General features: G+C 73.2%; 17 protein-coding genes. 10 read left to right on the top strand and 7 right to left on the bottom strand.

Annotation, left to right across the window (positions count from 1 at the left end):
• The first annotated feature begins 323 nt into the window (after positions 1–323).
• From ACIOC0_RS00980 to ACIOC0_RS00970, 3 genes are all read left to right on the top strand, one after another.
• Positions 324–1,499, top strand: coding sequence for a bifunctional class I SAM-dependent methyltransferase/NUDIX hydrolase (locus tag ACIOC0_RS00980; RefSeq protein WP_402150690.1), 1,176 nt, complete (start codon positions 324–326; stop codon positions 1,497–1,499).
• Positions 1,500–1,539: 40 nt separating this feature from the next.
• A complete protein-coding gene (locus ACIOC0_RS00975; RefSeq protein WP_402150687.1) occupies positions 1,540–2,118 on the top strand; it encodes a GNAT family N-acetyltransferase in 579 nt (192 codons plus the stop codon).
• Positions 2,119–2,513: 395 nt separating this feature from the next.
• Positions 2,514–3,713, top strand: a complete 1,200-nt coding sequence (locus ACIOC0_RS00970) for a phosphodiester glycosidase family protein (protein ID WP_402153114.1) — start codon at positions 2,514–2,516, stop codon at positions 3,711–3,713.
• Between the two features lie 11 nt (positions 3,714–3,724).
• On the opposite strand, the gene ACIOC0_RS00965 is transcribed toward ACIOC0_RS00970, so the two are convergent.
• The 5 genes from ACIOC0_RS00965 to ACIOC0_RS00945 all read right to left on the bottom strand — a co-directional run bounded on the left by ACIOC0_RS00965 (position 3,725) and on the right by ACIOC0_RS00945 (position 8,002).
• Positions 3,725–3,919 (bottom strand): hypothetical protein, encoded by a 195-nt coding sequence (locus ACIOC0_RS00965; protein ID WP_130439968.1) that lies wholly within the window; start codon positions 3,917–3,919, stop codon positions 3,725–3,727.
• A gap of 153 nt (positions 3,920–4,072) precedes the next feature.
• A complete protein-coding gene (locus ACIOC0_RS00960; RefSeq protein ID WP_402150684.1) occupies positions 4,073–5,155 on the bottom strand; it encodes an acyl-CoA dehydrogenase family protein in 1,083 nt (360 codons plus the stop codon).
• Positions 5,152–6,333 (bottom strand): acyl-CoA dehydrogenase family protein, encoded by a 1,182-nt coding sequence (locus ACIOC0_RS00955; protein WP_402150681.1) that lies wholly within the window; start codon positions 6,331–6,333, stop codon positions 5,152–5,154. Before ACIOC0_RS00955 ends, ACIOC0_RS00960 begins: the two co-directional genes overlap by 4 nt.
• Complete coding sequence (locus ACIOC0_RS00950) at positions 6,330–7,325, bottom strand: NADPH:quinone oxidoreductase family protein (protein WP_402150678.1); 996 nt, start codon at positions 7,323–7,325, stop codon at positions 6,330–6,332. Before ACIOC0_RS00950 ends, ACIOC0_RS00955 begins: the two co-directional genes overlap by 4 nt.
• A gap of 110 nt (positions 7,326–7,435) precedes the next feature.
• Complete coding sequence (locus ACIOC0_RS00945) at positions 7,436–8,002, bottom strand: helix-turn-helix domain-containing protein (protein ID WP_402153112.1); 567 nt, start codon at positions 8,000–8,002, stop codon at positions 7,436–7,438.
• 182 nt (positions 8,003–8,184) lie between these two features.
• Between ACIOC0_RS00945 and ACIOC0_RS00940 the strand changes: the two genes are divergently transcribed.
• The 4 genes from ACIOC0_RS00940 (at position 8,185) to ACIOC0_RS00925 (ending at position 11,908) form a co-directional block, all read left to right on the top strand.
• Positions 8,185–9,723 carry an ATP-dependent DNA ligase gene (locus ACIOC0_RS00940; RefSeq protein WP_402150676.1) on the top strand — a complete coding sequence of 513 codons (1,539 nt, stop codon included), beginning with the start codon at positions 8,185–8,187 and terminating at the stop codon, positions 9,721–9,723.
• On the top strand, positions 9,720–10,184 hold the full coding sequence (locus tag ACIOC0_RS00935; RefSeq protein ID WP_402150673.1) for an NUDIX domain-containing protein: 465 nt from the start codon (positions 9,720–9,722) through the stop codon (positions 10,182–10,184). The genes ACIOC0_RS00940 and ACIOC0_RS00935 overlap by 4 nt, the downstream gene beginning before the upstream one ends.
• A 76-nt stretch (positions 10,185–10,260) precedes the next feature.
• Entirely contained in the window at positions 10,261–11,646 is a 1,386-nt protein-coding gene (locus tag ACIOC0_RS00930; RefSeq protein ID WP_402150670.1) for an NADP-dependent succinic semialdehyde dehydrogenase, read from the top strand.
• Positions 11,647–11,671: 25 nt separating this feature from the next.
• Positions 11,672–11,908 carry a DUF6213 family protein gene (locus ACIOC0_RS00925; protein ID WP_130439954.1) on the top strand — a complete coding sequence of 79 codons (237 nt, stop codon included), beginning with the start codon at positions 11,672–11,674 and terminating at the stop codon, positions 11,906–11,908.
• A gap of 161 nt (positions 11,909–12,069) precedes the next feature.
• Here the strand turns inward: ACIOC0_RS00925 and ACIOC0_RS00920 are convergent, their stop codons facing one another.
• Positions 12,070–13,296: an acyl-CoA dehydrogenase family protein gene (locus ACIOC0_RS00920; protein ID WP_402150667.1), complete on the bottom strand. Its 1,227-nt coding sequence runs from the start codon at positions 13,294–13,296 to the stop codon at positions 12,070–12,072.
• A gap of 181 nt (positions 13,297–13,477) precedes the next feature.
• On the opposite strand from ACIOC0_RS00920, the gene ACIOC0_RS00915 reads away from it, so the two are divergent.
• On the top strand, positions 13,478–14,122 hold the full coding sequence (locus ACIOC0_RS00915; RefSeq protein WP_402150664.1) for a TetR family transcriptional regulator: 645 nt from the start codon (positions 13,478–13,480) through the stop codon (positions 14,120–14,122).
• Between the two features lie 7 nt (positions 14,123–14,129).
• Here the strand turns inward: ACIOC0_RS00915 and def are convergent, their stop codons facing one another.
• Positions 14,130–14,669 (bottom strand): peptide deformylase, encoded by a 540-nt coding sequence (def, locus tag ACIOC0_RS00910; RefSeq protein ID WP_402150661.1) that lies wholly within the window; start codon positions 14,667–14,669, stop codon positions 14,130–14,132.
• Between the two features lie 156 nt (positions 14,670–14,825).
• On the opposite strand from def, the gene ACIOC0_RS00905 reads away from it, so the two are divergent.
• Positions 14,826–16,064 carry a MurT ligase domain-containing protein gene (locus ACIOC0_RS00905; RefSeq protein WP_351093661.1) on the top strand — a complete coding sequence of 413 codons (1,239 nt, stop codon included), beginning with the start codon at positions 14,826–14,828 and terminating at the stop codon, positions 16,062–16,064.
• A 20-nt stretch (positions 16,065–16,084) separates the two neighbouring features.
• Entirely contained in the window at positions 16,085–16,813 is a 729-nt protein-coding gene (locus tag ACIOC0_RS00900; protein WP_351093663.1) for a glutamine amidotransferase, read from the top strand.
• The last annotated feature ends 69 nt before the right edge of the window (positions 16,814–16,882 follow it).

Below are 16,882 nucleotides of genomic sequence, written 5' to 3'. Positions count from 1 at the left end.
GGGCGCCCGCCGGCGGGGTCATTCACGCGCAGGCTCCGTGGCGCGGGAGACGAGGGTGATCTGGGCGGCGCCCGTCTGAGCGACTCGCCGGCGGTGGCGGTGCACAGCCGGGTGTTGCCGTGGAGGTGGTTGGTTGGAGGTCGGTGCGGGCCGGCCAGCGGTCGCCGGGTCCGTAGGGCGTCCGGGCCCTCCAGGGGGCCTCGATGCGATCCGGTCGTTCCACCACGCCTCCTCCACGGCTCGTACGGGCGCGCCACGAGTACCCCGCCCCGCAGGTGGCAAGAATCCCCGCACCGTCCGCTGCCCGTCCCAGGAGGCCGCCCATGCCGCACGTCCACACACCGGACGACCCGGAGGCCGCCAACGCGGCCTGCTGGCAGGCTTACGCCACGCATCACCTGCGGCGCGGCACGGTCGTCGAGGAGGTCGAGCGGATCGACTGGGGGTTCCCCGGCGCGGGGCCCGACGACGCGTTCCTCGGGGAGCTGAAGGGGCGGCGGGTGCTCGACCTGGGCTGCGGGACGGCCCGGCACGCGGCCCACTTGGTGCGCTCGTACGGCGCCGAGGTGGACGCCGTGGACTCCGCGCCCGGCCAGATCGAACGCGCCCGGGCCCGCTACGCCTCCCTCTCCGGTCTTCGTCTGGTGCACGCGGACGCGGTGACCCACCTGCGCACCGCCGAGCCGTACGACGTCGTCTACGCCGTGGGCGCGGTGCCGTTCGCCGACCCGCGCCGGCTGCTGCCCGCGCTGGCGACGGCGCTGAAGCCCGGCGGGACGCTGTGCTTCTCCGCGCTGCACACGAACTCGCACGGCGACGGTCCGTCCTCCGAGCTCGTTCCCCGGCCGGAGACGCTGCACTTCGCGGGCGGCGGCAAGACGACGGGCTATATGTGGGTGCCGACCGAGGAGCGGTGGCGGGAGCTGCTCACCGATCATGGGCTGGACGTCGAGGAGGTCGTGACGGTGAGGTCACCGGACCCCGCACATCGCGCCGAGTACCGTGTCTTCCGGGCACGGCGGCCGGTGCGCGTGTCCTCCCGGCCGCGCTCGGCGCAACCGCCCGCCGCGCACGCCGCCCTGGGGGTGGGCGTCGTCGTGCACGGCCCGCGCGGGCTGCTCCTCGGCCGGCACCGCCGGGGCACCTGGGAGCTGCCCGGAGGCACGGTGGAGCCCGGGGAATCGCTCCAGGAGACGGCGGTGCGGGAGCTGAGGGAGGAAACCGGGCTGCGGGTGGACGCGGCGGACGTGCGGTTGCTGGGGACCCTCCTCGACCACAGCGAGGGCGTCGTCCGCATGACCGTCGCGGCCGTCGTCACCGCCTGGCACGGCGAGCCCGCCGACCAGCCGGGTGAGCGCGTCGGCGGCTGGCGCTGGCATGCCCTGGACCGGCTGCCGCCCTCGCTGTTCGTGTGCAGCGCCCAGGCCCTCACCGCCTGGCGTCCCGACCTGCCGATCGATCACGCACCGGCCCACTTCACGCCGTACGCGCCTCGGTGATGCGTGGCCGACGACGCGGCTCACGTGCTTGCATACGGCGATGATCGCCCACCTCACCCCGTCCGCACCCCTCTCCACCAGGCCGCGTGTCCCGTCCGACCTGGCCGGTTGTGTGACCTCCCTCGCGCTGGTGCACGAGCACAGCGGCTACCCGATCAACTGGCCTGTGTCCCCTGAGGCCTGGCTGACGCCGCCCGCGCTCCTCGCCGCTTGGGCGGCCGAGTGGGACGGGCGGATCGTCGGGCACGCGGCGCTGTGCCTCGGGCGGGACGACGAGCCGGCGACGGCCCTGTGGCAGGCGCGCCGGCCGGGAGCGGCGACCGCCTCCGTCAGCCGGCTGTTCGTCTCACCCGAGGCGCGCGGGCTCGGCGTCGGGGCGGCCCTCATGGACCGGGCCGTCGAGGAGGCCGGCTCCCGCGGTCTGCAGCCCGTGCTGGAGGTGGTCGCCACCCACCCGGCGGCCGCCTTCTACGAGCGCCTCGGCTGGGAACTCCTCGGCGAGGTCGAGGACTTGTGGCCGCAGGACCAGCGCGTCCGGCTCCGCTGCCACGCGGCGCCCGCCCCCGCCGACCAGCTCGTCCAGGGCGTGTTTCGAAAGTCCCTCCCCCCACTGCCTTGAGGACGTGGGAGGTACCCCCGGGCTCGCGACGCCTGGCACGGCGCCTCGCCGCGTTGTCGGGATCGCCCGCGTACAACCAGTACGCGGACGACCCTCCGCCTTGCGATGCTCCCCCACTGCCTGAAAGGCGTGGGAAGTGCCCCCAGCACCGGACGCCGCGAGCCCCGCCCTCCGGGCGGACGACGCCACTTTCGAAACCCGCCCTAGCACGTCCTCGTCCCCGGCGCGGGGCGGCCGGCTGCGAAAGCACCCGGATCCGTGTCTTTCCTCATCCCTTCTCGTGGTGTCCGGGCCGATGGGCCCGGGTGGGGCCCGCGAGCCGTGTGAGAGTTGCCGCTCGCACGAGTTCTGGGGGATGTGTGACACGTACGCAGACGGTCTCGCGGGCGCGCGGGATGCGGCTGGCCCTGCTGACGGCGCTCGCCGCGCTGGCCGGCGCGGCCCTGACGGGGGCGGCGTCCGCGGGCGCCTCGACCGGGGCGGGCACCGCCGTCGCGCCGGGGGTGGCGTACCGGCAGTACGACCTGCGGGCGACGGCCGGACTCACCCATGTGCACGTCGTGAGCGTCGATCTGACGCACGCCCGGGTGCGCCTCGGTCTGCTGCACCCGGGGAAGGTGGCGGCGCGCGCTCCCCTCTCCCGGCTGGCCGCGGCGCGCAAAGCGGTCGCGGGCGTCAACGGCGACTTCTTCGACATCAGCGAGGCCCAGCATCCTGGCGTCGCCGCGACCGGTGCGAGCGTGGGCCCGGCGATCGCGGACGGCAGGGCGCTCAAGGGCGCGGTGCCCACGGCGCAGCGCTTCGGCCCCGAACTGCCGCCGGGCACGGACACCGACGCCGTGTTCGGCGTGGGCTCGGACGGCCGGGCCCACATCGACGCGCTGACGCTGAGGGGGTCGTTCACCGTCGACGGCCGGCGGCAGCCGCTGGGCGGGCTGAACCAGTACGCGCTGCCGGAGAACTCCGTCGGCGCGTACACGCCGGACTGGGGCGTCGTCTCCCGCAAGCGCGCCACCTGCGGCTCGGACGCCGACCGGGCCGCGGCGTGCGGGACGCGGACCTACCAGGTGACGGTGAAGGCGGGCAGGGTGGTGTCGGCCTCGGCCGTGCCGGGCGCCGGGCCCGTCGCGGCGGGCAGCACGGTCCTGCTGGGCCGGGAGGGGGGTGCCCGGCGGCTGCGCGGGCTGGTGCGGGGCCGGTCGGTCGCGGTGCGGTACGCGCTCGCCTCACTGTCGGGCCGCGCCTACCGTTTCGCGGTCGGCGGCTATCCGGTGCTGTCCGGCGGACGCCCGCTGCCCGGTCTGGACGCGCGGACCTCGGCCGTGCGCACCGCCGTCGGCATCGCGGACGGCGGGCGGCGGGTGCTGCTGTTCGCGACCGACGGCGCGCCCCGGTACCGCACGGGCCTGACGATCGCGGAGGTCGCCGAGGAGCTGCGGAACCTGGGGGCGACGGGGGGCTTCAGCCTGGACGGCGGCGGCTCGACGACCCTGGTCGCCCGCGCGCCGGGCGCCGCCCGGGTCACGGTGCGCAACCACCCCTCGGGCGGGACGGAACGCCCGGTCCCCAACGGCATCGGGGTGTTCCTCCGCTAGCCGGCCTCACCCTACGGCTGGATGCTGCCGACGATCTCCGCCGTGGCCGTGAGGCCGCTGTGGATGGTGGGGGCCATGTTGGTGCCGGCCAGGAAGAAGCCGAGCAGCAGACAGACCAGGGCGTGCGAGATCTTCAGTCCGCCGGTGCGCAGGAAGATCACCGCCAGGATCAGCAGCAACAGCACCACGGAAATGGAAACGGCCACGACAACCTCCTCCGCCACGCCCGTTCGGTGGCGTTCGGCCGCAAGTGTGGCGTAAGGGAGGTTTCGTCCGTGCGACTGACCTGTCCGCCGAACGAGCGAAAAAGCCCGCCCCCGGGTGGGGACGGGCTTCTCCGGGGTTTCCCGCGTCGCCGGTCAGGGGGCGCGCAGGTCGACCAGCTCGGCAAGGGCCTCCCGGTGGGCGCCGGCCGTGCCGTAGGCGATCGAGTCGGCCTTGGCCCGCTTGAGGGCGAGGTGGACCGGGTGCTCCCACGTCATGCCGAGTCCGCCGTGCAGTTGCAGCGCCTCCTCGGCGGCGTGGACGGCGACGGACGCCGCGTAGGCCTGGGCGACGGCCACGGCCAGGGCCGTCTCATCGGCGGACTGACCGCCGCCGAGCGCGTCGGCCGCGTTGCGTGCGGCGGCGCGGAGGTTGACGACCTCCAGCCACAGCTGGGCCAGCCGGTGCTTGAGCGCCTGGAAGCCTCCGACGGGCCGGTTGAACTGCTTGCGGTCCTTGAGATAGCGGACCGTCTCGGTCAACGCCCACTCGGCGAGGCCGAGTTGCTCGGAGGCGAGCAGTCCTGCGCCGGCGCGCAGGGCCCGTCGGACGGCCGGTGCGGCGTCGCCGAGGCGGCGGCCGGGAGCGCCGGTGAGGGTGACGGTGGCGAGCGGGCGGGTCAGGTCCAGGGAGACCTGCGGGGTGACGGTGACCGAGGACGTCTGGACCGCGTACAGTCCACCGTCCTCGGCGGGCACGAGCAGCACGTCGGCGACGGCGGCGTCCGCGATGCCGGTCAACTCCCCGTGCAGCGAGCCGTCTTCGATCCGTACGGCGGCGAAGTCGGCGTCGGGGGCGATGTGCAGCCCGACCGCCAGGGCGCCGATCGTCCGCCCGGAGGCCAGCCGGCCGAGCAGCTCCTCGTCACCGCACTCCAGCAGCGCCTCGGTGGCCACCACGGCACTGGTCAGATAGGGCACGGGTGCGACCGAACGCCCCAACTCCTCCAGCACCACGGCGACTTCGCGGTGGGTGGCACCCTGTCCGCCCTGCGCCTCGGGCACCAGCAGGCCGGCGAGGCCCATGGCGTCGGTGAGCGCCTTCCAGGCCGCCAGGTCGTGCGGGGCGTCGGACTCCGTGCGGGCGATCACGCCGGGCGCGTCGCAGTGATCGGCGAGCAGGTCCCGTACCGCCGACCGCAGCGCCTCTTCCTCCTCGGAGTAGAGAAGATCCGTCATCGGGCGAGGTCCTTCCAGGCGACGTCCTTGTCGGTGCGCGGCTCGGCGGGCAGGCCCAGGACGCGCTCGGCGACGATGTTCAGCAGGACCTCGCTGGTCCCGCCCTCGATGCTGTTGCCCTTGGAGCGCAGGTAGCGGTAGCCGGCCTCGCGTCCGGTGAAGTCGACGAGCTCGGGCCGGCGCATGGTCCAGTCGTCGTACAACAGGCCTTCCTCACCGAGGAGTTCGACCTCCAGGCCGCTGATCTCCTGGTTGAGGCGGGCGAAGGCGAGCTTCATGCCGGCGCCTTCGGGGCCGGGCTGGCCCGAGGCGAGCTGCTGGCGCAGCCGTTCGCTGGTGAGGCGGGCCACCTCGGCGTCCACCCACAGCCTCAGCAGCCGCTGGTGCAGATCATGGGTGCGCAGTTCAGGCCGCTCACGCCAGGTTTTGGCGACCGGACCGATCATGCCTCCCTCGCGGGGCAGGCGCATGCCTCCGATCGCGACGCGTTCGTTGTTCAGCGTGGTCTGCGCGACGCGCCATCCGTCGCCGGTCTCGCCGAGGCGGCGGGAGTCGGGGATGCGGACGCCGGTGAGGAACACCTCGTTGAACTCGGCCTCGCCGGTGATCTGGCGCAGCGGGCGCACCTCGACCCCGGGGTCGGTCATGTCGCAGACGAAGTAGGTGATGCCGGCGTGCTTGGGCACGGTGGGGTCGGTGCGGGCGATGAGGATGGCCCAGCGGGCGATGTGGGCGCTGGAGGTCCACACCTTCTGGCCGTCGACGACCCAGTCCTCGCCGTCGCGGACGGCACGGGTGCCGAGGGCGGCCAGGTCGGAGCCGGCGCCGGGCTCGCTGAAGAGCTGGCACCAGACCTCCTCGCCCGTCCACAGGGGCCGCAGGAAGCGCCGCTTCTGCTCGTCGGTGCCGTAGCGCAGGATGGTCGGCGCGGCCATGCCGAGGCCGATGCCGATGCGCCGGGGGTCGTTGTCGGGGGCGTCGGCGGCCTCCAACTCGGCGTCCACGACAGCCTGGAGGGAGCGGGGCGCCCCGAGGCCGCCGAGGCCCTCGGGGTAGTGCACCCAGGCGAGTCCGGCGTCGAAGCGGGCCCGCAGGAAGTCCAGCCGGTCGGTGGTGGCCGGCGGGTGCGCTTCCAGCAACTCCCTGGTCCGGCGGCGGAGTTCTGCTGCGTCGGTCATGCGGAGGCTCCGTTCTGCGCGTGCTCCGGGCTCGTCAGTCCCGGCACGACGGCGACGCGGCCGGTGGTGTGGCCGTCGCCGACCCGCTGGACGGCGGCGGCGGCCTCGCTCAGCGGCACGCGCTCGCTCACCAGGGGCTTGATCGCACCCCGGGCGGCCAGTTCGGTGAGCTGCTCGTGGCAGTGCTGGACGAGTGCGGGGTTCTTGGTGTTGTAGAGGCCCCAGTGCAGGCCGAGGATGGAGTAGTTCTTCACCAGGGCGTGGTTCAGCGCCGGGCTCGGGATGGCGCCGCTCGCGAAGCCGACGACCACGATCCGGCCCTCGAACGCGACGGTCTTGGCCGACTGGGTGTAGGCGTCGCCGCCGACGGGGTCGTAGATCACGTCGGCGCCCCGGCCGCCGGTGGCCTCCTTCACGGCGGCGACGACGTCCTCGGCTCGCCGGTCGATGACCGTGTCGCAGCCCAGCTCGCGGGCGACGGCGGCCTTGTCGGCACCGCCGACGACGCCGATCACCCTCGCGCCCGCGGCCTTGCCGAGCTGCACGGCCGCACTGCCGACCCCTCCGGCGGCGGCGTGGACGAGCAGCGTCTCGCCGGCCTCCAGGCGGGCCCGGCGGTGCAGCCCGAACCAGCCCGTCTGGTAGCCGATGTGCAGGGCGGCGGCCTCGGCGTCGTCCAGCGCGTCGGGGGCGGGCAGCACGGCGGCGGCGTCCGCGAGGGCGTACTCGGCGAAACCGCCGTGGGGCAGCGCCGGGTTGGCGATGACCCGCCGCCCGTCCTCGGTCTCGCCGCAGATCTCCACGCCCGGGGTGAACGGCAGCGGGGGCCGGACCTGGTAGTGGCCCCGCGCCATCAGCACGTCCGGGAAGTTGACGTTGGCGGCGAGCACCTTCAGCAGGACCTGGCCCTCGCCGGGGGTCGGCCGCGCCACCTCCTCCAGGCGCATCACCTTGCCCGGCTCGCCGTTCTCGTGCACTTGCCATGCCTGCATGCGGAGCCTCCACGGGACTGCGTCGTCCGACTCGGGTGACCGGCTGGTCGGCGACCGGCCTCGTTTGCATACTAAGCGGTCGCTTGCCGATCAGGGAACCGTCTTCCGCGTCACGTCCGCCGGGACCGCGCCCGTACGTGCATCCGCTCCCCCTGCGGCCCGAACAGGCTGAGGAACTCCGCGGGCCCCTCCCCCGCCGACCCGAACCAGTGCGGCACCCGGGTGTCGAACTCGACGGCCTCCCCGGACCCCAGCACGACGTCGTGGTCGCCGAGGACCAGCCTGAGCCGTCCGGCCAGCACGTACAACCACTCATAGCCCTCGTGGGTGCGCGGGTCCGGCTCGTCGGGCCCCTGCGGCACCAGCACCTTGTACGCCTGGAGACCGCCGGGCTGACGGGTGAGCGGCCAGTACGTGCGCCCGTGCCGCCGGACGGGCTGCGACCGCACCTGCGGATCGCGCACCGCCGGCGCGCCCACGAGTTCGTCGAGCGCCACCTCGTGGGCCCGCGCGATCGGCAGCAGCAGTTCCAGACCGGGCTTGCGCAGGCCCGACTCCAGCCGGGAGAGCGTGCTGACCGAGATGCCGGTCGCCTCGGACAGCCCGGCCGGCGTCGCGCCCCGCGCCTTGCGGAGGCGCCGCAGCCGCGGGCCGACCTCCGCGAGCACTTCCTCCATGGCCTCCACCTCGCGGTCGCTCACCGGTCCGTCGTTCACGGGTCCGTCGTTCACGGGTCTGTCGCTCGCGGGGGTGTCGTTCACGGGGGCGTCGTTCACGGGCCCGTCGTTCACGGGGGCGTCGTCCATGGGGTCATGGCAGCACACGTGCGATGCCCCGTGAGGCGTTGCACCATGGCTGCATGCTGCTGTCCCGGCTCGCCGACGTGTCACGGGAGGTCGCCGCGTCCTCGGCGCGCTCCCGCAAGATCGCCCTGCTCGCGGAGCTCTTCCGGGAGGCGGAGGCCGAGGACGCGCCGATCGTCATCCCCTACCTCGCCGGACGGCTCCCGCAGGGCCGCCTCGGCGTGGGCTGGAAGGTGCTGGGCCGCCCGGTCGCCCCAGCCGTCGACGCCACTCTGACCGTGCGCGAGGTGGACGCCCGGCTGACCGAGCTGGGCAAGGTGTCGGGTCCCGGCTCCCAGGCCGAACGGGCCAGACTGGTCGAGGAGTTGATGGGCGCGGCCACCGGGGAGGAGCAGCGCTTCCTGCTCGGGCTGCTCACCGGCGAGGTCCGGCAGGGGGCGCTGGACGCGGTCGCGGTGGAAGGGCTGGCCGGGGCGACCGGCGCGGCGGCGGGGGACGTCCGGCGGGCGGTGATGCTCGCCGGGGCGCTCCAGCCGGTGGCCCAGGCGCTGCTGGCGGACGGCCCGGCGGCCCTGGAGCGCTTCCGGCTCACCGTGGGCCGCCCGGTCCAGCCGATGCTCGCGCACTCCGCGACCTCGGTTGCCGAGGCGGTCGGCAAACTGGGCGCGTGCGCGGTGGAGGAGAAGCTCGACGGCATCCGCGTCCAGGTCCACCGGGACGGCGACGCCGTGCGGATCCACACCCGCACCCTCGACGACATCACCGACCGGCTGCCCGAAGTGAGCGCTGCCGCACTGGAGTTGCGCGGCACGCGGTTCATCCTGGACGGCGAGGTGATCGCCCTCGACGCGTCGGGGCGGCCCCGCTCCTTCCAGGAGACGGCCGGGCGGGTCGGCTCGCGGGTGGACGTGGTGACGGCCGCGGCGGCCGTCCCGGTCTCCCCCGTCTTCTTCGACGCGCTCTCGGTGGACGGCCGGGACCTGCTCGACCTGCCGTTCGCCGAGCGGCACGCGGAGCTGGCCCGGCTGACGCCCGAGCCGATGCGGGTCCGCCGGACGCTGGTGTCGGGACCGCCGGACGTGCCGGTGGCCGAGGAGTTCCTGAAGGAGACGCTGCTGCGCGGCCACGAGGGCGTCGTCTTGAAGTCCCTGGACGCCCCCTACAGCGCGGGCCGGCGCGGCGCGTCCTGGCTGAAGGTCAAGCCCGTGCACACCCTCGACCTGGTGGTGCTGGCCGCCGAGTGGGGACACGGCCGCCGCACCGGCAAGCTGTCCAACCTGCACCTGGGCGCCCGCACCGCCGACGGCGGCTTCGCCATGCTCGGCAAGACCTTCAAGGGCATGACCGACGCCCTGCTCACCTGGCAGACCGACCGGCTGCGGAGCCTCGCCGTGCGGGAGGAGCGCTGGGGGGTGACCGTGCGACCGGAACTCGTCGTCGAGATCGCCTACGACGGCCTCCAGCGCTCCACCCGCTATCCGGCCGGCGTCACCCTCCGCTTCGCCCGGGTGATCCGCTACCGCGAGGACAAGCGGCCGCAGGAGGCGGACACGGTGGAGACCCTCCTCGCCGCGCACCCCGAGGTGCGGCCGTGACGGCGAGGCACAGCGCCGGCCTGCTGTTGTTCCGGCACACCGACGACGGCTTGGAGGTGTTGCTCGGGCATATGGGCGGCCCGTACTTCGCGAAGAAGGACGCCGGCGCGTGGACCGTCCCGAAAGGCGAGCACGACCCCGACGAGTCCGCGTGGGACGCCGCCCGGCGGGAGTTCCGGGAGGAGCTGGGGCTGCCCCCGCCGGACGGCGAGGCGGTGCCGCTGGGCCGGGTGCGGCAGACAGGCGGCAAGATCGTGACGGTGTGGGCCGTCGAGGCGGACCTGGACCCGACCGCCGTCGTGCCGGGCACGTTCGTCATGCAGTGGCCGCCCCGGTCCGGCCGGACGGTGGAGTTCCCCGAGCTGGACCGGGTGGCCTGGTTCGGCCTGGCACGGGCGCGTGAGGTGATCGTCACGGCGCAGGCCGCGTTTCTGGACCGGCTGGCGGAGCACTCGGCCTGAGCAGACGCGTACGCGTTGCGTCCCTCGGCGCGGCGCGCGAAGGTCGAAGCACAGCCAGCTTTCCAGGAGGTCGGTCATGCCCATCGCGACGGTGAACCCGGCGAACGGCGAGACGCTCAAGACGTACGAGGCCATGGGCGAGGAGGAGCTCGAACGCCGGCTCCAGCTCGCCGAGGCCACGTTCCGCACGTACCGCACGACGGCGTTCGCGGAGCGGGCCCGGCTGCTGAACCGGGCCGCCGACCTCCTCGACGAGGACGCGCCGGAGATCGCCCGCGTGATGACCACCGAGATGGGCAAGCCGGTCAAGCAGGCCCGCGCGGAGGCCGCGAAGTGCGCCAAGGCGATGCGCTGGTACGCCGAGCGCGCCGAGGGCCTGCTCGCCGACGAGGAGCCGGCCGAGTCGGACGTGACGGACTCCGGCGGCTCCCGCGCCCTGGTGCGCTACCGGCCGCTCGGGCCCGTCCTCGCGGTGATGCCGTGGAACTTCCCGCTCTGGCAGGTGGTCCGCTTCGCCGCGCCCGCGCTGATGGCGGGCAATGTGGGCCTGCTCAAGCACGCCTCCAACGTCCCCCAGACCGCGCTGTACCTGGAGGACCTGTTCCACCGGGCCGGCTTCCCCGAGGGCTGTTTCCAGACCCTGCTGATCGGCTCGGGCGCGGTCGACGACATCCTGCGCGACGACCGCGTCAAGGCGGCCACCCTCACCGGCAGCGAACCCGCGGGCCGCGCCGTCGCGGCCACCTCCGGGCAGATGATCAAGAAGACGGTGCTGGAGCTGGGCGGCAGCGACCCGTTCGTCGTCATGCCGTCCGCCGACGTGGACCGGGCCGCCGAGGTCGCGGTCACCGCGCGCGTGCAGAACAACGGGCAGTCGTGCATCGCCGCCAAGCGGTTCATCGTCCACACGGACGTGTACGACCGGTTCGCCGAGCGCTTCGTCGAGGGGATGAGGGCGCTGAAGGTCGGCGACCCGCTGGAGGAGGACACCGAGATCGGTCCGCTGGCGAGCGAGCGCGGACGCGAGGACCTGGAGGAGCTGGTGGACGACGCGCGGCGCGGCGGCGCGAGCGTGCTGTGCGGCGGCGAACGGCCGCAGGGGCCTGGCTGGTACTACCCGCCGACCGTCCTCGCCGGCGTCACCCGCGAGATGCGCATCCACCGCGAGGAGGCGTTCGGTCCGGTGGCCACGCTGTACCGGGCCGGCGACCTCGACGAGGCGGTGCTCCTCGCCAACGACTCGCCGTTCGGCCTGAGTTCCAACGTCTGGACCCGCGACGAGGCCGAGGTCGACCGGTTCGTCCGGGATCTGGAGGCGGGCGGGGTGTTCGTCAACGGCATGACCGCGTCCCACCCGGCGTTCCCGTTCGGCGGCGTGAAGCGGTCCGGATACGGCCGTGAGCTGTCCGGGCACGGAATCCGGGAGTTCTGCAACATCACCACGGTTTGGCACGGTGCGTGACGCTCGCGCGGCTACGATCCCGGGTGTGAACCGCGAAGTGACCCTGCCTCTGATCGTCGACGACCGCGGGACCTTGCAGGTGTCCGCGGCCGACGTGAGCAAGCTGCTCCGCACGTTGGGCGGGCGGTGGCTGCACCTCGTCGAGGCGGGCACGGAGGGGCTGGACGAGGACACGGTCGCCGCGCTGACCATCGAACTGGCCAAGCTGGCGGACCGCATCGACGTGGCGTGCATCGCCCACAGCAGCGGCAGCACTCCGTAGAGGGCGCGGATTCGTCGCCGGGTGCCGGTCGGGTGGCGGCTTGTCGCGCAGCTCCTTGAGCCGCTTGAGCAGTTGCACCGGACGTACCTGAGGGGCGCGGGGAACCGCGCGATCGGCCACGGACGGCCCGCAGACCGAATCGCGCAGAAACCCCCGCCGCCTTACCGGATCGGCATGCCGGACAGCGTCCGGGCGATGACGAGCCGCTGGATCTCGCTGGTGCCCTCGAAGATGGTGTAGATCGCCGCGTCCCGGTGCATCCGCTCCACCGGGTACTCCCGGGTGTAGCCGTTGCCGCCGAGGATCTGGAGGGCCTGCGCCGTCACCCTCTTCGCCGTCTCGCTCGCGAACAGCTTGGACATCGAGCCCTCGGCCGCCTTGAACGGCTTGCCGTTGACCGCCATCCAGGACGCCCGCCACACCAGCAGCCGCGCCGCGTCGACGGAGGTCGCCATGTCGGCCAGCTGGAAGGCGACGCCCTGGTTGTCGATGATCGGGCGGCCGAACTGCTCGCGCGTCTTCGCGTAGTCGAGGGCGACCTCGTACGCGGCGCGGGCGGTGCCGACGGCCATCGCGCCGACCGCCGGACGCGAGGCCTCGAACGTGGCCATCGCCGCGTTCTTCACCCGCTCGCCGCCCGCCCTGGCCCGCTCCCGGGCCCGCGCCAGCCGCTCGTCCAGCTTCTCCTTGCCGCCGAGCAGGCAGGAGCCGGGGACGCGCACGTTCTCCAGGACGACCTCGGCGGTGTGCGAGGCGCGGATGCCGTGCTTCTTGAACTTCTGGCCCTGGGACAGTCCGGGCGTGCCCGGCGGGATGATGAAGGAGGCGTGCCCCTTGGAGCCCAGCTCGGTGTCGACGACGGCGACGACCACGTGGACGTTGGCGATGCCGCCGTTGGTCGCCCAGGTCTTCGTGCCGTTGATCACCCACTCGTCCTTGGCCTCGTCGTACACGGCACGCGTGCGCATGGAGGCCACGTCCGAGCCGGCGTCGGGCTCGGAGGAGCAGAAGGCGGCGACCTTCACGTCGCTGGCGTCGCCGTACATCTGGGGGATCCAGGTGCCGATCTGCTCCTCGGTGCCGTTGGCGAGGACGCCCACGGCGGCGAGGCCGGTGCCGACGATGGACAGGGCGATGCCCGCGTCGCCCCAGAACAGCTCCTCCATGGCCATGGGGATGCCGAGGCCGGTAGGGTCGAAGTACTGCTGGGCGTAGAAGTCGAGGGAGTAGATGCCGACCTTGGCGGCTTCCTGGATGACCGGCCAGGGAGTCTCCTCACGCTCATCCCATTCGGCGGCCGCGGGGCGGATGACGTCGGCGGCGAAACCGTGCAGCCAGTCGCGGACCTCCTTCTGTTCGTCGTTGAGCTCCATGGTGAACTCGGCCATGACCCCTCCAGCGGCGGCCGCACGCCTTGACGTGCGTGTTACTTGCGGTAACGCGAGTCTGTTACCGGTCGGTAGTGAAAGTCAACTCCCGACGACCGCCCGTCAACCCGTTCGATGTCAGGCTGCTGTCAGGTGTTAGTTTGCGCAGGCGCCATCGAAACAGCACGGGTGGGGAGAGATCATGGACACCACGCAGCGGACCGAGCAGCAGCGATCCGCCGACCGCCGGCGGCGGGAGCTGTTGGAGGCCGCGGACCGGGTGGTGCTGCGTGACGGCCCGCAGGCCTCGATGAACGCCATCGCCGCCGAGGCGGGCATCACCAAGCCGATCCTCTACCGCCACTTCGGCGACAAGGGCGGACTTTACGCGGCATTGGCCAAACGGCACACGGACGCGCTGCTGGACTCGCTGCGGGCCGCGCTGGACGCGCCCGCCGACCGCCGGGACCGGGTCGAGGCCACTTTGGACACCTACCTCGCGGCGATCGAGGCCCGGCCCCAGGTCTACCGGTTCCTGATGCACCCCGCCGAGGCCGGCCACGGCGGTGACCAGGGGTTCGACGTGGGCAAGCATTCCATTCCGCTGCTGCGGCGGATGGGTGAGGAGCTGGCCCAGGTCATCGAGGACCGGCTGGACCTCGGACCCGGGAGCCAGCAGCTCGCCCGCGTCTGGGGGCACGGGATCGTCGGGATGATGCACGCGGCGGGTGACTGGTGGCTCGGCGAGCGGCCGTGCAGCCGGGCGGAGCTGGTGCGCAGTCTCGCCGACCTGCTGTGGGGCCGGCTGGCCGCCGCGGGGGACAGGATCGGCGGCCCCGGCTTCTGACCGGCCCTCACCCCCGCCAGGAGGCCCGCGCCAGCTGGCGCGTCAGCCTGCGCCCACGCCACCCCGTGACCCGGTCCGCGTACACCGTGCCGTCCAGGTGGTCGCACTCGTGTTGCAAGCATCTGGCAAAGAATCCCGTGCCGTGGACGCGCAGGCGCTCGCCCGTCACCGTGAAGCCCTCGACCACGGCGTGGTCGTGGCGCTCCGTGGCCGCCTCCAGGCCCGGCAGGGACAGACAGCCCTCCGGTCCCCGGAACACGAGCCCGTCCGCCTCCACCAGGCGCGGGTTGACGACATGGCCCAGATGGCGGACCTCGTCGTCGTCCGGGCAGTCGTAGACGAACACCCGCAGGGACTCCCCCACCTGGTTCGCCGCCAGGCCCACGCCCCGGGCCGCGTACATCGTGGCGAACATGTCCTCGACCAGACGGGCGAGTTCGGGGCCGAAGTCGGTGACCTCCCGGCAGGGTTCCCGCAGAACGGGATCACCGAGGAGGATGAGGGGCCGGACCCGCCCTCGGGCGCCCGGGATGGAGCCGTGTCGCATGGCGCAAGGGTACGGTCCTTCCTGACACGCGCATGCCGTGCGTGACGTCGAACGGTGCCGGGATTCGGGAGTGCGATTGGATCTCGATAGGCTGACCACCTACCAGGTGCCGACAGGCTTCAAGCGCGGCGCGTACGCAAGGAGGATCGAGAACTGATGGCAGGCAACTCGGACCCGCTCACGCCGCGGGCCAAGCTGGCGGTGACCGCAGGCAAGGCGGTCGCGGCGGCGTCCCGCGCCGCGGGGCGCGGCAGCGGTTCGGTGATCGGCGGCCGGGTGGCGCTGAAACTCGACCCCGACCTGCTCGCCCGGCTCGCCCAGAACCTGGACGTCGTCCTGGTGTCGGCGACCAACGGCAAGACGACCACGACCCGGCTGATCGCCGAGGCGCTGCGGGCCGCGGGGCCGGTCGTCTCCAACGCGCTGGGCGCCAACATGCCGGCCGGCATCACCTCCGCCCTCGCGGGCAGCTCGGAGGCCAGATACGGCGTCATCGAGGTCGACGAGAAGTACCTCGCGGGCGTGGCCCGCGACACCGCCCCCAAGTGCATCGCCCTGCTCAACCTCTCCCGCGACCAGCTCGACCGCGCCGCGGAGACCCGCATGCTCGCGGAGAACTGGCGTGAGGGGCTGGCCGGTTCCAAGTCGGTCGTCGTCGCCAACGCCGACGACCCGCTGGTGGTGTGGGCCGCCTCCTCCTCCCCCAACGTCGTCTGGGTCGCCGCCGGGCAGATGTGGAAGGACGACGCCTGGTCCTGCCCGTCCTGCGGCGGTGTGATGCAGCGTCCGGGCGACGACTGGTTCTGCGGCGAGTGCGGCTTCCGCCGCCCGACGCCCAGCTGGGTGCTCTCCGGCGACCACGTGCTCGACCCGCACGGCTCCGCCTGGCCGATCCACCTCCAGCTGCCGGGCCGCGCCAACAAGGCCAACGCCGCGTCCTCGGCCGCCGTCGCCGCCGTCTTCGGGGTGCCGCCGCAGGTGGCGCTGGAGCGGATGTACCAGGTGCAGGCCGTCGCCGGACGCTACGACGTCGTCCAGTTCATGCAGCGCGACCTGCGGCTGCTGCTGGCGAAGAACCCGGCCGGCTGGCTCGAGACGTTCAGCCTGATCGACCCGCCGCCCACCCCGGTCATCCTGTCGGTGAACGCGCGCGGCGCCGACGGCACCGACACCTCCTGGCTGTGGGACGTCGACTACACCCGGCTGACCGGCCATCCGATCTTCGTCATCGGCGACCGCAAGCTGGACCTCGCGGTGCGTCTGGAGGTCGCGAACCAGCACTTCCAGGTGTGCGAGGACATCGACCAGGCCGTGCAGATGGCGCCGCCCGGCCGGATCGAGGTCATCGCCAACTACACCGCCTTCCAGGACCTGCGCCGCCGCGTCGGCAACTGAGCACGAGGGACGATCACTTGATGAGCGACAACCAGCTGCGGGTCGTCTGGATCTACCCGGACCTCCTCAGCACCTACGGCGACCAGGGCAACGTCCTGGTCGTGGAGCGCCGGGCGCGGCAGCGCGGCCTGGACGTGGCACGCCTGGACGTGCGCAGCGACCAGCCGATCCCCACCTCCGGCGACATCTACCTGATCGGCGGCGGCGAGGACCGTCCACAGCGGCTCGCGGCCGAGCGGCTGCGCCGCGACGGGCACCTGTACCAGGCGGTGCAGAACGGCGCGATCGTGTTCGCGGTGTGCGCCGGCTACCAGATCCTCGGCCAGGAGTTCGTCAACGACCTCGGGCAGCGCGAGCCGGGCCTCGGTCTGCTCGACGTCACCACCACGCGCGGCGAGGGCGATCGGTGCGTCGGCGACGTGCTGGCCGACATCGACCCGCGCCTCGGGCTGCCGCCGCTGACCGGGTTCGAGAACCACCAGGGCATCACCCACCTCGGCCCCACGGCGCGCCCGTTCGCACGCGTGCAGCTCGGCCGGGGCAACGGTACGGGCGACGGCACCGAAGGCGCGTACAACGACACGGTGTTCGGCACGTACATGCACGGCCCGGTGCTGGCCCGCAACCCGCTCATCGCGGACCTGCTGCTGAAGCTGGCGCTCGATGTGAACGCGCTCCCTCCGATCGACGACCGCTGGTACGAGGCGCTCCGCAACGAGCGCATCGCCTCCGCGCAGCAGCCTGCCTGAGCACCGGCGCGCGGCCACCTGTGCGACGGTGTGTTCACCTGCTCTTCAGCGCAGCGTCAGCAGCCCGTC

Source organism: Streptomyces sp. NPDC088254 (assembly GCF_044740925.1).
Classification (GTDB): Bacteria; Actinomycetota; Actinomycetes; order Streptomycetales; family Streptomycetaceae; genus Streptomyces.
This window is presented reverse-complemented; position numbering and strand designations above follow the sequence as displayed.